The following is a 16,389-nucleotide window of genomic DNA, read 5'->3' on the forward strand; positions in this document are numbered from 1 at the left end:
TGTTTTTTGTATTCATTCTTATATACCTTTATCAAGCTCGTATAACCTACGATATTTCTCATTTTCTTTCAGTAACTGTTCGTGACTACCTTGCATCGTAATTTTACCACCATCAAGGAAAATAACTTCATCTACATGTTCAATTCCTACAAGATGATGTGTAATCCAAATAACAGTCTTTTCTTCTGTTGCAGAAAACATTGTTTCTATTAAGGCTAATTCCGTTTTAGGATCTAAACCGATAGTCGGTTCATCAAGGACAATGATCGATGCTTCTTGCATAAGAGTTCTTGCAAATGCTACCCTTTGTCTTTCTCCGCCAGAAAACCTCTTTCCCATTTCATGCATTTTTGTTTGTAACCCATCCGGAAGAGAAGCAATATGCGGTGCTAGCTGTGCTTTCTCTAAAGCTTTCCATATCTCTTCATCATTAGCCTCTGGTTTACCAATCCGCACATTATTTCCAATTGTCGTATCGAATAAATGTGGTTTTTGGTTTAATACAGAAATATATTTTGACAAAAAATCCGTATGAGCTTGTTCACCATTCAATATGACTTGGCCATTCACCGGACGTAGTGCCCCAGTTAACAATTTTAGTAAAGTAGATTTCCCTGTTCCACTTCTACCTAAAATAGCAATTTTCTTTCCAGCCTTTATTTGCAATGATACATCTTTTAATACGGATTCATTACTATTCGGGTAATTATACGACACATTACTCAGTTCAATATCTACATGTTTTGGTACAACGTATTCTTTATCTCCAGGTAACTCCTTATCATCATCCAAAACACTATCACTTTCTACGCCATTAAGCCGATTAACAGATTCTACATAAGATGGAATTCGATCGATAGCATCTGATATAGGGATAAGCGCATTTGTCACTGATAACGTCATTAATACGAAGGCTGCGATAACAGTAGGTGCAATTTGTTCACTTGCTGATTGATTTCCAGTCCACATAATCATTGAAATAACTACAAGGCCGACTATTAAATGAATGATACTGTCTCGAATGTGGTACCAGCGTTTCACTCTCTTTTCTGTCTTTAACAACTGGACATTTTGCTCTACATACGCATTAATAAATTCATCTTTTCTACCACTTGCCTGCCAATCAGATAACCCAAATACAGCATCTGTCAATTGTTGATACAAACGATTTCTTCCTCGCTTCAGAGCAACATGATGTCGTTTCATCAAAAGTAGTGATACGAATGGAAGAAGAAAAACAATAACAGCTAACATACAAGCTGCGATAAGTGCAAATACTAAGTCAAATGCACCGATAACAAGTACGAAAATGCTATATACAACTAATGCTAATATACTAGGGAATATTGTACGTAAATATAGATTCTGTAAATGTTCTATATCATCAGACAATACACCTAATACATCACCAGTTTGAAATCGAGAGCGTAAAAATAACGCCTGTGGTTCTACAATTCTATATAGTTTCGTCCTCATTTTTTCTAAAATTCGTAGAACGACGTCATGCCCTACTAAACGCTCTAAATAATGAAAGACAGCTTGCCCTATACTAAACGCACGCGTTGCAACAATAGGAACATATACAGCCATTACATTTTCTGGTCTGAGAGCAGATTTAGAAATTAAATAACCTGAAATGAAAAGTAACATCGCACCTGAACTAACTCCAAGAAGCCCAAGGAAAATAGTCAACGTCATTCTACCTTTATTTTGCTGTATATGAGGTTTAATCCAGTTACTCATCGCTCTCCCCTCTCTTCCCTATGAAAATGTAATGTCTCATTCTTTAAAAGTTCTTCATATGTTCCACTTTCTTTAATTTCCCCTTTATTTAAAATAAGAATATGATCCATTTGCTCCATCCAATGCAGACGATGCGTTGCAAGAAATACTAACTTACCTTCAAACAGACGTAACATCGATTGCTTTATTTCAAATTCAGTTTCAATATCAAGATGTGCTGTAGGTTCATCTAATAAAATGATTGGCTTTTTACTTAAAAGTGCACGTGCCATAGCGACACGTTGTTCTTGTCCGCCACTAAGCATACGTCCACCTTCTCCAATCCTTTCGTACATCCCTTGTGGTAATGATGCAACGAGCGAACGAAGGCCCACTTCATTTATAACTCTCTCAACTTCTTCATCAAGTGTATTCGTTTCATAGAAACAAATATTATCTTTTAACGAAAGTGGAAAAATATAAGGTTGTTGCGGAATATAAGCAATATTTTTTTGCCAATCTTCTCGAGTAGATTCATCAACTTCCACACCATTTACTAACATCTTCCCACCCGAAGGAGGGAGAAATCCTGCTAACACATCGATTAACGTTGATTTCCCTGCCCCACTTTCACCAATAATGCCTATAGCACCGTTACCTTGCCAAGTAAAATCAATTCCCTCTAATATAGCCTTTTCAGATTCATCATTATTTACTTTTACATCTTGTAATTTCAAGCTACTAGAAGAATTCCATACTATATCTACATTTGAATCTTTCTTTTCTATTTCTTTTTGTTTCTGTAAAATTTCTTCTATTTGCTCCATTGCAAGTTGTCCATCTAATGTAGCATGATAATTCGCTCCAACTTGTTTTATTGGCAGAAAATATTCCGGAGCTAAAATTAAAATCGTAAGAGCTGGTAACAGTATTATCGTTCCATCTATTAACCGTATCCCTAATCCGACTGCTACAAATGCAATTGATAAACTCGTAAAGAAATCTAATGCAAAAGAAGAAAGAAAAGCAACTCGCAAAGTACGCATCGTTGCTTTTCTATATCGTTTACTTACTTTTTCAATCTTTCCTTCGTGCTTTTTACTTTTCCCTAAATACTTTAATGTTTCTAATCCTTTTAACGTATCTACAAAATGATTAGAAAGTACACGATATGTCTCGTATTGGCTATCCGCCATTTTCTGCGCTGCTAACCCTAGAAGAATCATAAATATGATCACAATCGGAATCGTTACAACTAAAATGATTCCAGACTTAATGTCTAGTGTAAAAACATATAGAACAATTAGTCCTGGTACGATACTACTTCTAATCATTTTAGGAATTGTCAATTCAATGTATGTTTTAAATTTCTCAATACCTTCTATCGATAAAGTAACCAGATGGCCAGTCCCATTCGTTTGGACAAATCTCGGCCCTAATGTAAAATATGCTTCTATTAACTGTTTACGTAATGCCAATCCTGTTTTTTCAGCAAAACGCTCAACCAATATTTGCGATGCTCGCACCAACATTTGACGTGTTGCAAACATGATTCCAAAATAAACAGTTTCATTTAGCACAGCTTGCACTGTTTCTCCTTGAAATAAAAATGTGATTGCTCGTGCTAAAAACACTGTCTGCGCAATGATACTACACGCCTCTAAAATGCTAATAAGACTTAAAGTTACATATAAAACTCGGCTACCAGGATACGACGGAAGTCCTCTTTTTCTTTTCATTAGTACTCCAAATCTTTGTCTGACTTAACAGGTTGTCTAAATACATAGAAACTCCATATTTGACTACCGATAACAAACGGTAAAATAGCAAGAGAGAAATAGCTCATCAGTTTTAATGCATAAGGTCCTGATGCTGCATTATAAATTGTCAAATCATTTACCGCTCCTAATGAGCTAATCATGACACGTGGGAACATACCGATGAACACACTTGCACTTAGCAAAATGATTGTTAAACTTGTCATAAAGAAGGCCCAACCATCTCTTCTTCTTTTATTTAATAAAGTAGAAACAAATAGCGCTACAAAAGCTCCGATCGGAACCATTAGCCACTCTGAACCATGTGCGGTGAAAATATCTGTTTTCCATAACCCTACACCTGCAAAAACAAGCAGTGTTATTAATGCAAAAGGTGCAATCTTTGTTGCGGCAATACGTGCGCGTTCTCGTAATTTTCCTGTTGTACGTATAGTAAGAAATTGCAAACCATGAACAATACATAGAAGAAGAAACATAACTCCTCCAAGTAACGCAAATGGGTGAAGTAATTTCATAAATCCGCCTACCATATTTTTACTTTCATCAATTGGTACACCTGTCATAAAGTTTGCGATTGCAACTCCCCAAAGTATAGGAGGTAACATACTTCCAATAAACATGCCCCAATCCCAGAAACTTTTCCACTTATGGTTTTCTATTTTCGCACGGAATTTAAAGGAAACGCCTCTTATAATTAAAGCAAGAAGCATAAACACAAATGGAATGTAGAACCCACTAAATAAAGTTGCATACCAGTGCGGAAATGCCGCAAACATAGCGCCACCAGCGCAAACAAGCCATACTTCATTTGCGTGCCAAAACGGTCCAATTGTATTTAAATATATACGCTTTTCCAAATCATTCTTTCCTAAAAACCTTGAAACGATTCCTACACCAAAATCGAAACCTTCAAGTACAAAGAATCCAACGAATAAGGTTGAAATAATTAGAAACCATAACTCATTAAGAGATAACATACTCTTCCTCCTTATCAAATGGATCATGGCTTTGATAATCCTTTTTCACTTTCTTATTCGAATGCCCTTTAATGATACGAACGAATAAGTAAACAGTAATGCCTCCAATAATTACATATAGTGATGTGAATGAAACAAGAGAGAATAATACTTCTCCAAATGTTACATTTGGAGATACTGCATCTTCTGTTTTCATAACACCGAAGACAACCCAAGGCTGACGTCCCATTTCAGTCATAATCCAACCTACTGTATTTCCGATAAACGGAAGTGCAATTGCATATACCATTAATTTTAAATACCAAGTTTTTTCAGCTAAACGATCTTTTCTTGATAAGAACCAGCCGTATACTCCTAGAAGAAGCATGAATGTTCCACTCATTACCATCGCTCTAAAACTCCAGAACATAGTATGTACTGGCGGAATATAATCTCCAGGTCCATATTTTTCTTCATATTGTTTTTGAATTTGATTCATCCCTTCAACTTGACCACTAAATTTATCGTATGACAATAGACTTAGCATATAAGGGATTTGAATTTCAAACGAATTTTCTTTCTTCTCTGTATCAATTTTCGCAAATACTGTAAATGGCGCTGGATCCTCACTCGTATTCCATAATGCTTCAGCTGCTGCCATTTTCATCGGATGTGTCTTAATTAAATTTTGCGCTTGTGCATGACCGAAAAATAATACCAATGCTGTTGAAATTGTTCCAACAACGATAGAAACTCTGAAAGACTTCTTAAACACCTCAGTCTCCTGTTGTTTTGCAATTTTCCATGCACTAACACCAGCAATAAAGAATGCGCCTGTTGCAAGTGCCGCTGTAATTGTATGCGGGAATTGCACCCATAGTTGTGGATTTTGAATAATCGCCAAGAAATCATTCATCTGCGCACGTCCATCTGCAGCCATTTCATATCCTACCGGGGACTGCATAAATGCACTTGCAGTTAAAATCCAAAATGCTGATAACATTGTTCCTATTGAAAGGAGCCAAATACATAAAAGGTGAACTCGCTTCGGAAGTTTATCCTCACCGAATACCCATAAACCTAGGAATGTAGACTCAATGAAAAATGCTAATAAACCTTCAATTGCCAGTGATGGTCCGAAAACATCACCTACAAAACGTGAATATGTTGACCAGTTCATACCAAACTGGAATTCTTGTAAAATACCTGTTACAACACCTACTGCAAAGTTAACAAGGAATATTTGTGTCCAAAACTTTGTCATTTTCTTATAAACTTCTTGCCCCTTTACCACATACAACGTTTGCATTAACGCAATGATAAAAGCTAAACCAATAGATAGCGGAACGAAAAAGTAATGAAAAATCGTTGTAGATGCAAATTGTATTCGTGCCAATTCGAGCGTTTCCATGCTAAAGTCACTTCCTTCATAATTTTTTATATCGTAATATCGATTGAATTGTATGAATTCACTTCATAACGAACAATTCAATCCTTTGGAAATACAAAAAGATAAATTCGTTTATGTACTTTCTGAAAATATAGATTGTCAGTTTTTTAGATAATTACAAAAGAACTTTCTTCATACGATTTACCTTTTCACTATTTCAGTAGTGTTTTATTCGTTAATCGAATTGTATAATATACTTACATAATAAATTCAGGTGATTTTTGACGTATTATTGACAGGATTTTGTCGGAAATATGTCTTTTGTAATTTTTTTGAATTAGATTTCTCACATTTTAAAAACGTATTTTTCAAACATACAACATACTCTTATATCAATTATTATTACGTTTTTCTCTTCATACGCTTGACTTTCCTCTCAGAAAATGTCCTCGAATTAAATCCGGAAATACGCTAAATTTTTGTCAAGAGAAAAATTTATTCCCAAAATTCAAATCAATAATATTGTTATTCACAAATAGAAAAATCCTTTCCTTTTTTTAGACTAAAAATTCATTTTTTCGTCATTTTTTCAAACTGACTAAATAAAAAAGTACCGAGAATAGATTATATTCCCGGTACTTTTATCATTATTTCGTTGTATATTTTCTAACAACTGGCATAATTTCAGTAGCAATTAATTCAATGTTTTTCTCAATCTTATCAAATGGTACACCGCCAAAATCAATCTGTGCCATAAAACGTTGCTGTCCAAATAATTCATATTGATAAAGCATTTTTTCAATAATTTGTTGCGGGCTACCAATCATTAACGCGTCACGTTGATCTACTGCATTAGTAAATTGTTGTTTTGGATACCCACCACCGCGTAGTGCAAGCATACCAGCATTAATATGAGGATAATATTCACTAAGTGCATCTTGTGAATTTTCTGCTGTATAAAATAAACTTGTTGTCGCAATTGGTAATGTTGCTGGATCAATACCACTTTGCTGAGCAGCTTCACGATATGCATCAACCGAAACTTTAAAATTAACAGCTGGGCCACCAAGTGTCGTAAGCATCATTGGTACACCTGCGCGTCCTGCCTTAATCGCACTAGCAGGCGGTCCTCCGACAGCACGCCAAATTGGCATATTGTTATTTTTAGCTCTCGGTATAATTGCCGCATGTTCAAGTGGTGTTCTAAACTGCCCTTTCCATGTTACACTTTCTTCTTTATTTATTTTTAATAAAAGATCCATCTTCTCTTCAAATAGTTCTTCATAATAATTTACATCGTAACCAAGTAAACTATATCCTCCAATACGAGATCCACGACCAGCAACGATTTCAGCACGACCATTAGAAATCAAATCGATTGTGGCAAAGTCCTCATATACACGAACCGGATCTGACGTACTTAATACTGTTGCAGAACTCGCGATTTTAATATTTTTCGTAGCTTGTGCAATGGCTCCTAAAATAACTGTATGAGCTTGCGTTGTAAAATGCGCTTGATGACTTTCACCGACAGCAAACACATCAATTCCGGCTTTATCTGCTAACTTAGCTGTTTCAATTAGTTCATGAATTCTTTTTTCTGCACTTATTTTCGAACCATTATGTGGATTTAAAATATGATCTCCAATTGAATATAATCCAAATTCAATTCCTTTACTTGTATCAATACGGTATTTTTCCATAGTTGCTCTCTCCCTTTTAATCAAGTGGTATTAATTTCTCTTCAATCTCTTTTCTTCTCTCTTCTAAAAATGGTGGTAAATCCAGCTCTTTTCCTAATTTTTCAATTGCTGAATCCACTGTAAATCCTGGTCCATCCGTCGCAATCTCAAATAAAATGCCATTTGATTCACGGAAATATAAACTTTTAAAATAAAAGCGATCGATAATGCCTGTTGATTGGAACCCTTTATCTTTCACCGCTTCATTCCAATAACTCAGTTCTTCATCATTTTTCACACGAATAGCTAAATGATGAATACTTCCTTTTCCAGGTCGTTCACTCTCTCCTTCTTGCTGTTTTACCAAAATTTCTCCAAATGATTGACCAGCAATAGATTGATAAATCCCCTCATCATCTGAACGAGATACTTCTTTATAACTAAACAGGCCTGTTAATGTTTTTGATAATTTATTTAAACTGCGCACTGTCATTTCAACTGTTCCCATGCCTAAAATCCGATGATTCTGCTCTATAGAAGATTCATCCCATGCAGTCCAATATTCAGGCACCTCTTCACCGTTATTATTTAGTAGCACTAACCGCAGGCCATCTGGATCTTCAAAGTGCAGTGCTTCTCTTCCGGCGTAAGTTGTAATTTCCCCATGCGCCACCTGGAGCGACTCAAAATGTCTCTTCCAAAATGTAAGACTTTCTATTGAAGGTACGAGTAAGCCTATTTGTGTTAATGCATTTGTACCACGGATTGTTCTTCCTACATTCGGCATTTCAAAAAATGATAATTCAGTTCCGGCACTCCCTGTTAAATCGCCATAAAACAAATGATACATAAATGGATTATCTTGATTGACTGTCTTTTTCACTCGGCGTAATCCCAATACCTTTTGATAAAAATCATTATTTGTTTTTGCATTCTTTGTCACCATAGAAATGTGGTGATGTCCTGGAATTGTATACATAATATTTCCCCCTCTAACCGTCACTTGATTAGTCAATTGATAGTGTAAAAAAAATTACTCAGCTGGTAATTCTTTTTTTTCACTATGCTTATGAACTTTTGTCATTAACGCGTATAGTATTTTCTGTTCTTCCTCATTTAATACATCATCAAAAAAAGATGATTGAAATGCAAGTTGCTCTGGTAATGCTCTTTCTAATACTGTTTCACCCTTCTCAGTAAGGCTAATCATTTTCGTTTTCCAATCTTGTTTTCGTATAATATATCCTTCTTTTTCAAGGCGTGTTAGCATTCTAGAAATACCACCTTGCGTCACAGTAACTTTTTCTGCTAACTCCATTTGTGTAAGTGGCTGATAAATCCGTATTTGCATAAGTACATCAAATTGAGCTGTCGTCAAATCAAAACGCTTCAAAAACTCATTCGACATCTGATTACTTTGATTCGTAAATCGTATTAAACGTAACCAGATTAACGATCCTATCGTGTTTTCACGCATATATTGTCACTTCCTATCGTGAATCTTACTATCACTTTACCACTCAAGTGATAGTAATGCAAGAAAAAAAGTTAAAAAAATTGCCTCATCAGAGTATAGCCTAAACTTAACTTTCAATCTCATTCATTGTTATATTTAAAGCTGCCACAGCTTTTGGCCAGCCAACGTAAAAAGCCATATGTGTTATTAATGCAACCAGTTCATTTTCCATAATCCCATTTTGTTTAGCTAACTTCAAATGAAATGGTAATTGTTCTGTATTGCCGAGACTAATTAGTGCCGCCACTGTACATAAACTTCTTTCTCTTAATGTTAAAGTGGCATCCCGCCACACTTCCTCAAACAATATCTCTTCACTATAATGAGCAAATGCAGGTGCTATTTCTCTCATTTTCTTTTGAATATAAAATTCAATTGGTTCATTCATCATTTTGCTCCCCCTCCACTTTTACCAATTGTGCCACCCCTTGACCAAATGACCAATTTTCAGCAGCTGTCTCATGTAGTGTAATAAAAATGTCAGTAACTTTCACGTTGGAACATGCTGAAATTTCAAAGGATATAGATTGATACAAACCTTTTTTCTGTTGCACTGTTCTTCCAGGTCCACATGTAATAGAAACATGAATCATATTCTCAGTTCTCATTTCTCCTCTTTCCAACAAATAATATGGATTATACAAAAATTGATTTCGTTGATAAGGTAAAAACATTTGAAAATAATCATTTTCAGGGATGTTAAAATGTTCAATTAATGAAAAGTGGATACATTCACCTATCTGTTTCAACTCTTCTTTATTTAATATATCTTCATGATAATAAACGTTCACAAAAGGCATACATTTCATTCCTTTTTCTTATTTTAACATTTAACAAAACTTCATTATGAAATGTGTAAAATCTCATATATAGTAGCATTATCCATTATATCTATTTCAGGCTTTTCATTATAAAAACTGAATTGACTATATCCCCATTTATCCGGATTATACACTATTACATTCCCTATACAATTTTCCGTATTGTGGACATTCTGATTCGAAATATTAAATTGGGCCCCAATCAAAGATTTACTTTGAGAAATACTTCCTGCATATTCAACAGCATATCTACTTTTTTTAAAATCATCGCTTAGATTAACAACTAAAGGAACGCCTATATTTATTTGTTGCCATCCAAACGATTGTAAAATATTATCGTAATAGCCTTCAAAGATAAATTTGTTCATCCCTTCATGACCATTCCAAATATATAAAGGTGCATAACAATTATAGAAATTCCCATCCTTACTTGCCTCAGAAATTAAATAGGCTTTAAATTTCAACTCTTGAAGACCATCTGTTTTATACCCATTATCCTTTACCCTATTCCTAATAATCTCCATATCATAATCCTTTGGCAAAATGACCTTATATTGCATTCCAATCATGTTTATCACTCACTTTCGATCTTATATACATAATGATAAACTGATGACTGACTAACGTAAAATAGGTATAAATTATGCTTGGTATCATTTATAATGATATCGTATAAGGGGCTGAGATAAATGGAATTTAATGATCTTATTATATTCAAAACTGTAGCTAGTGTTGGTTCTATTAGTAAAGCTGCTAAAGAGCTAGGTTATGTGCAACCAAATGTAACTGAGCGAATCAAAAAATTAGAAGAAGAGTTAGAAACTCCTTTACTACATAGAGATAACAAAGGTGTTTCCCTGTTACCTTCTGGTGACATTTTATTAAACTACACGAATAAAATATTAACTCTATTAGAAGAAGCGAAAAATGAAATTAAAATGAGTGGTACTTCTTATGTAATAGCGACTTCACAATCTATTTTGACAAATTATTTAAGTATGCGTATTAAAGAAAATTTCAGGAATTATCAAATATATATAGAAAGTAGTAGCCATTTACAAAAACTACTACAACAACAAAAAGTTGATATGGTCATCACTTATGATGATTATCCCGACGCAGCGTTTAAAAAAGTATTTACTACTTCAATTTCTATAGGCTTATTAAAAGCAAAAGAAAAGTGTACCATTGACTATTCAAAGGAATTTTTTTTCGTTAGCAATGACAAGAAGTGCCCTTTTAGAAATAAGACAATACAATTTCTAAAAGAAAACAACCTATCTCAGCGTCAACTTCAACAGTTAGATTCATATTCGCTTATTGAAGAGTTTATTAATGATGGAAATGGAATAGCTTTTTTACCAATTAGAAATAATAAACTAGTTCCAATTGAAGATGTTCCAATAGAGAAATTAGCTGTTCATTTTTTTACAAATCGAGAGTTAGATAAAAAGATTCCAATTGAACTATTCAACTAGAACAATATTTTTTTACAAAATAACACTTTCACGAATTGTATATGTTATAACTTTTCTAGAAAATAAAAATCCCTCCTTTTACTTAAAGGAGGGATTTTTATTTTCTTACTCCACTTACATTCTCTTCTATCAATTTTTCACACGTTTTGCTCCACTCCTGTACTTTTCTCCTTCTTACTCTTTTTTAAATTCTTCAAATTCTTAACCGTTCCAACTAACCCTTTCGGGAAAACTAGTAACACGATAATATACAATAGACCAAGAATAATCGTCCATCTTTCAAAAATCGGATATTCTGTCGCTAGTTCTGATAAATAATATTTAAGTGATTCAATTATGCCAGCTCCAGCAATGGCTCCAATTAATGTTCCAACGCCACCAATCATTGTCATCAGTAATGCATTTAATGTCATTTCAATTGAAAATACAGTCGTATTTACAAAGCGTAATGTGATGACAAATAAACCACCGCTAATCGCTGCAACTACTCCTGCAACAACACTAGCAATAATTTTATAATGAAGCACTTTATAGCCAAGTGCTTCAACTCGTTGTTCATTTTGTGAAATTGCCTTTAATACTTTCCCAATTGAAGATTTTGTGAAAAGACGTAACAAAATGAAAATACTGATTAAACATATAAGTGTTACATAATAAAATGTAAAACGATCACGGAATATATCTGGTACACCAAAGGTAAATCCATCCCCTCCGTGAGTCAGTGAACGCCATTTTTCAGCAAGTACAAAAAACAACTGTGAAATAGCGAGCGTTAACATTGCATAAAAATGACTTTTCAAACGTAATGAAAGCATACCAATTATATAACTAACGATGGCTGATACAATAATTGCGGCTACTACTCCTATGAAGAAGTTCATTATAGATACTCCTTGCCGATCAAACAAGAGTGCCACCCCATACGCCCCTATACCAAAGAACATACAATGACCGAATGAAACAATACCCGTATATCCAAGGAGAACATCAAAACTCATAGCGAAAATAGCAAAGATGAAGATTTGAGTGAACAAAATTAACAAGCTCCGTGAATCATTTACGAATGGAAATACACCTAAACAAATGAGCATAAAAACTCCGAAGTATACTTTAATTCGACCCGATATGCTGTTCACCATGTCACCCCTTTTCACCAACAAGTCCCGTTGGCTTCACTATTAAGAAAAATAGTAACATTAACATATTGATTGCAAGTGATAAATCTGGTATAAAATAAGCTGTAAATGCACCGGCTAATCCGACAATTAAAGATGCTAGTGCTGAACCTTGTACGCTACCTAATCCGCCAATAATAACTACTATAAAAGCTAAAATTGCGTACTGCATACCCATCTCAGCGAAAATAACTCCAGAATATGGTGCAAGTAGGAAACCACCTAACGCTGCCATCCCTGCTCCTAATAAAAAGACAAACGAGAATATCGCTTTTACGTTAATTCCGAGAGCTTGAACCATCTCTTTATCCATTACACCAGCGCGAATCATTAGTCCGATCTTTGTTTTTTTCAGCAGTAATAGTAAAGCGATATAAATTAGTATCCCAACTAAAATAACGAATAGGCGATATTTTATTAAGATAACTCCTCCAAATGTAAAACTACCTTGTAGCCATAACGGTAACTTTGCAACAATTGGGTTAGGTCCCCAAAATATTTTGATGCACTCACTAAGAACGAGCATTCCTCCAAGCGTAACGAGAAGCTGCCGAACATGGTTTCCATACACTGGCCGAATAAGAAATCTTTCTAGAATGAAACCGAGAAACATGCCCATAGCGACTGCTCCAATTAGCGCTAATAAATAACTACCTGTCATATTGAATAACCAAACGCCTGTAAATGCTCCCCATGCAAATAAACCGCCATGCGCAAAATTTAGTACGCTCATTAAACCGAAAATAAGTGATAGACCAGACGCTAATAAAAAAATAAGCATCCCTGTCGAAACGCCATTTACAAATAAGTTAATTAGCACATCCACGTTCTATCCCCCCGTATCAATGTTAAGAAATACCTAAATATTTATGACATGTTTCCTTATCCTCTCGCAGTTCCTCCATGAAACCGTTATGCACAATGCGCCCATTATCCATAATGTAAAAATAATCACCGATTTGACTAGCCATCATAAAATTTTGTTCAACAAGTAAAACGGTCGTTTTTTCCTTCATTTTCAAAATAGCTACCATTAATTTTTCTATCATAATTGGAGACAGCCCTTTACTCGGCTCATCAATAAGCAATAGTCCATCACTATTAATAAATGCTCTTGAAATAGCCAACATTTGCTTTTGTCCCCCGCTTAAGAGCCCACTTTTCTTATTCCAAAATTGCTTTAAATCTGGAAATAGTTCGAGCATCCAATCTATTTTCTCTTCAGATTCTTCCCCATTTTTTCCCCTAGCAAGTGCGAATGTCTCTTCTACTGTTAAATCATGAAAAATACCTTGATTTTCTGGTACATAACCTATACCTTTTCTTGAAATTAAATGTGTAGATAATCCATTTACTTTTGTGTTATCATAATACACTTCTCCATTTGCTATCCGGTGAAATCCCATAACTGAGCGCAATGTTGTTGTTTTTCCAGCACCATTTCTTCCAAACAATACTGTAATCGTTCCCTTCTCAACAGAAAGGGACACTCCTTGTAAAATATGAAACTGATCTAAATACGTCTCTATATTATTCACTTGTAGTAGTGCCACTATATAATCCCCCTAAATAAGCACTTTGTACTCGCTCGTCTTTCATCATTTCTTCCGGCAATCCTTCAGCCAATAACTCGCCATGAAATAAAACGATAAGATGATCTGATAAATCTAGCACCATATCCATTTTGTGTTCAATAAGTACAATCGTGCTCTCTGGATTTTTTTTAATATTTTCGATTACTTGTAATATAGCCGGAACTTCCTCAACTGAAATACCTGCTGTTGGTTCATCAAGTAGTAATACATCTGTCTTTAATGCTAACAACATAGCAAGCTCTAACTTTCTTTTTTCTCCGTGAGCTAAGTCTTTAGCTAATACGTCCCCTTTCTCGTGAAGGAGTACTGTCTTCAAAAGACGTCTCGCTTCTCCAGTTTGCTGCTTTAACTTGGCTGCATTCGGAAAGAAACTATAATAATCTTGAACGAATGATTGAACACTTAGACGCACATTTTCAAGTACTGTTAACTCTGGAAAAATATTTGTCAACTGAAAAGAACGACCAATTCCTAAGCGCGTTCGATCTGAAATTGATAATTTTGTAATATCCTGTCCTTTAAAATAAACTTCACCTTTCGTCGGAGAAATTTGCCCACTTAGTAAATTGAATAGTGTTGTCTTTCCAGCACCATTCGGTCCAATAATTGAAATGAGCTTTCCTTTTTGTACCGTTAAATTAACATCCTTAATAACGTGATGATCCCCAAAAGATACACAAAGATTTTTCGTCTCTAACAAATGTGTCATGAAATCCCTCCCACTGAAAGCCATGTTATGAAAGAAATAAGTATAAAGAGGGTATCCCCTCTTATACAAAAACAACAGAAGATTCAGTCTATTTATTTTGAACAGACGGTTCTGTTTCTTTCATTGTTAATTCTCGTTCTAACACTGGTACTGGATAATCAACACCCTCTTGCTTTTTCAGCGTTATAGAATAAAGAGTTTGTAATGCTTGATGATCCTTCTCTCTGAATTTCATCTTTCCTTTCGGTGTCTCAAATTCCATTCCTTCCATTTTCTTAATAAGTGTATCTACATCTGTATCGCCCTTCGTTTTCTTTAAAGCTTCGACGATAGAAATTGCTGCTGACATTCCTCCTGCTGTAAACAGATCTGGAACAGCACCATTAAAACGTTTTTTATGTTCTTCTACTAACCAATCATTCACTTTATTTTTAGGAAGTGAGTGATAATAAACAGAAAACCCTTGCATCCCTATTAGCGCATCCATCGTTTTTAATGCTGGTATATCCGGTGCACCAGTAGAAATTTTAATACCTTGCGCTTCCACATTCATATCTTTCAACTGTTTCCACGGTGAATTCGCACCTGCCCAAACGATAAATAAATAATCTGGTTTTGAGCTGATAATATTTTGAATATTCGCAGTGAAATCAGTTGAATTCGTATCCGCGTATTGCTCGTTTACAATATTCGCACCTAATTTCTTCGCTCCCGCTTTAAATGCTGCAATTCCTTCACGACCGAAAGCATTATCTGGAGCAAACGTCGCAATCTTTACATCTTTTTTAGCAATTGAAGCAGCTCCAGCAATCGCATCTTGCGAAGAGTTTCTTCCTGTTCTAAAAATATATTTATTCCAGTTCTTCCCTGTAATACTATCAGCAACTGCCGGTTCTACAACCATAATTTTTTCATATTCTTCAGCTAGTGGTAATACTGCTAATGTATCACTTGAACTTGACGATCCGACTAAAAAATCAACTTTCTCTTCTTCTAATAACTTCGTAGCTTTTTTAACTGCTACATCTGCTTTCGTCTCCGTATCTTCTACAACAAACTTAATCTTCTTCCCTTCCACTTTCCCAGTTCCACCAGTTGCATAATCTAACCCTAATTCAAACCCGTTCACTGTTTGTTTTCCATACGATTCTAATGGACCTGTTAATGAAGCAAGAACCCCTACCTTAATCGTTTTTTCATCTTCTGTACTTGTCTTCTTTCCCGAACAAGCTGCTGTTACTAATAATGACCCTAAAACACAACCTGTAACCACCGTTCTTAGCCATTTACGTTTTTTCATCGACATTGTGATCCTCCCCATACTTTACTTTCTGATAGAATCAAACACGCCAAATTCCCCTGTCCGTAATCATGACTTTAAAATTGGTAATGGCAAACTCTTGTAGTAACCTCTACATTCGGCACAAATCTATAATCACCTTCCTATTAAATGGAAACGGACATACAATCAATATATATTCCGTTGTTCAAATGAAATTACTGTTTCATTACAGTATTCGTCACGCAAAAAGCTGCAAATAATTGACTTAATTCATTAAGTCAATTA

16 protein-coding genes are annotated in these 16,389 nt (G+C 34.9%); 1 reads left to right on the forward strand and 15 read right to left on the reverse strand.

The window, feature by feature from the left end; genetic code table 11:
- Positions 1–18 precede the first annotated feature (18 nt).
- The 10 genes from cydC to QCI75_RS17420 form a co-directional block, all read right to left on the reverse strand.
- Positions 19–1,743, reverse strand: coding sequence for a thiol reductant ABC exporter subunit CydC (cydC, locus tag QCI75_RS17375; RefSeq protein ID WP_144507910.1), 1,725 nt, complete (start codon positions 1,741–1,743; stop codon positions 19–21).
- Positions 1,740–3,461: a thiol reductant ABC exporter subunit CydD gene (gene cydD / locus QCI75_RS17380; protein ID WP_144507909.1), complete on the reverse strand. Its 1,722-nt coding sequence runs from the start codon at positions 3,459–3,461 to the stop codon at positions 1,740–1,742. The genes cydC and cydD overlap by 4 nt, the downstream gene beginning before the upstream one ends.
- Positions 3,461–4,477 (reverse strand): cytochrome d ubiquinol oxidase subunit II, encoded by a 1,017-nt coding sequence (gene cydB, locus QCI75_RS17385; RefSeq protein ID WP_002158275.1) that lies wholly within the window; start codon positions 4,475–4,477, stop codon positions 3,461–3,463. Before cydB ends, cydD begins: the two co-directional genes overlap by 1 nt.
- The gene (gene cydA, locus QCI75_RS17390) at positions 4,464–5,867 is read right to left on the reverse strand and encodes a cytochrome ubiquinol oxidase subunit I (RefSeq protein ID WP_144507907.1); all 1,404 of its coding nucleotides are present in this window, start codon (positions 5,865–5,867) and stop codon (positions 4,464–4,466) included. Before cydA ends, cydB begins: the two co-directional genes overlap by 14 nt.
- Before the next feature lie 626 nt (positions 5,868–6,493).
- Positions 6,494–7,549, reverse strand: coding sequence for an LLM class flavin-dependent oxidoreductase (locus QCI75_RS17395; RefSeq protein ID WP_353760898.1), 1,056 nt, complete (start codon positions 7,547–7,549; stop codon positions 6,494–6,496).
- A gap of 16 nt (positions 7,550–7,565) precedes the next feature.
- Positions 7,566–8,507 carry a ring-cleaving dioxygenase gene (locus QCI75_RS17400; protein WP_353760899.1) on the reverse strand — a complete coding sequence of 314 codons (942 nt, stop codon included), beginning with the start codon at positions 8,505–8,507 and terminating at the stop codon, positions 7,566–7,568.
- Between the two features lie 54 nt (positions 8,508–8,561).
- Positions 8,562–9,005: a MarR family winged helix-turn-helix transcriptional regulator gene (locus tag QCI75_RS17405; protein WP_144507901.1), complete on the reverse strand. Its 444-nt coding sequence runs from the start codon at positions 9,003–9,005 to the stop codon at positions 8,562–8,564.
- 106 nt (positions 9,006–9,111) lie between these two features.
- Positions 9,112–9,435, reverse strand: coding sequence for a carboxymuconolactone decarboxylase family protein (locus QCI75_RS17410; protein WP_070170025.1), 324 nt, complete (start codon positions 9,433–9,435; stop codon positions 9,112–9,114).
- On the reverse strand, positions 9,425–9,844 hold the full coding sequence (locus QCI75_RS17415; RefSeq protein WP_070170024.1) for a tautomerase family protein: 420 nt from the start codon (positions 9,842–9,844) through the stop codon (positions 9,425–9,427). Before QCI75_RS17415 ends, QCI75_RS17410 begins: the two co-directional genes overlap by 11 nt.
- Before the next feature lie 44 nt (positions 9,845–9,888).
- Positions 9,889–10,434: a DUF4865 family protein gene (locus tag QCI75_RS17420; RefSeq protein ID WP_353760900.1), complete on the reverse strand. Its 546-nt coding sequence runs from the start codon at positions 10,432–10,434 to the stop codon at positions 9,889–9,891.
- A gap of 120 nt (positions 10,435–10,554) precedes the next feature.
- Between QCI75_RS17420 and QCI75_RS17425 the strand changes: the two genes are divergently transcribed.
- Positions 10,555–11,343, forward strand: coding sequence for a LysR family transcriptional regulator (locus tag QCI75_RS17425; RefSeq protein ID WP_353760901.1), 789 nt, complete (start codon positions 10,555–10,557; stop codon positions 11,341–11,343).
- 137 nt (positions 11,344–11,480) lie between these two features.
- On the opposite strand, the gene QCI75_RS17430 is transcribed toward QCI75_RS17425, so the two are convergent.
- From QCI75_RS17430 to QCI75_RS17450, 5 genes are all read right to left on the reverse strand, one after another.
- The gene (locus QCI75_RS17430; protein ID WP_144507915.1) at positions 11,481–12,434 is read right to left on the reverse strand and encodes a branched-chain amino acid ABC transporter permease; all 954 of its coding nucleotides are present in this window, start codon (positions 12,432–12,434) and stop codon (positions 11,481–11,483) included.
- Positions 12,435–12,483: 49 nt separating this feature from the next.
- Positions 12,484–13,344, reverse strand: coding sequence for a branched-chain amino acid ABC transporter permease (locus QCI75_RS17435; RefSeq protein WP_199671698.1), 861 nt, complete (start codon positions 13,342–13,344; stop codon positions 12,484–12,486).
- Positions 13,345–13,366: 22 nt separating this feature from the next.
- Positions 13,367–14,071 (reverse strand): branched-chain amino acid ABC transporter ATP-binding protein, encoded by a 705-nt coding sequence (locus QCI75_RS17440; protein WP_353760902.1) that lies wholly within the window; start codon positions 14,069–14,071, stop codon positions 13,367–13,369.
- Entirely contained in the window at positions 14,049–14,822 is a 774-nt protein-coding gene (locus QCI75_RS17445) for an ABC transporter ATP-binding protein (RefSeq protein ID WP_002135736.1), read from the reverse strand. Before QCI75_RS17445 ends, QCI75_RS17440 begins: the two co-directional genes overlap by 23 nt.
- A gap of 88 nt (positions 14,823–14,910) precedes the next feature.
- Positions 14,911–16,128, reverse strand: coding sequence for a substrate-binding domain-containing protein (locus QCI75_RS17450; protein WP_353760903.1), 1,218 nt, complete (start codon positions 16,126–16,128; stop codon positions 14,911–14,913).
- Positions 16,129–16,389: the final 261 nt, after the last annotated feature.

It is taken from the genome of Bacillus cereus group sp. RP43, from assembly GCF_040459645.1.
Classification (GTDB): Bacteria; Bacillota; Bacilli; order Bacillales; family Bacillaceae_G; genus Bacillus_A; species Bacillus_A mycoides_C.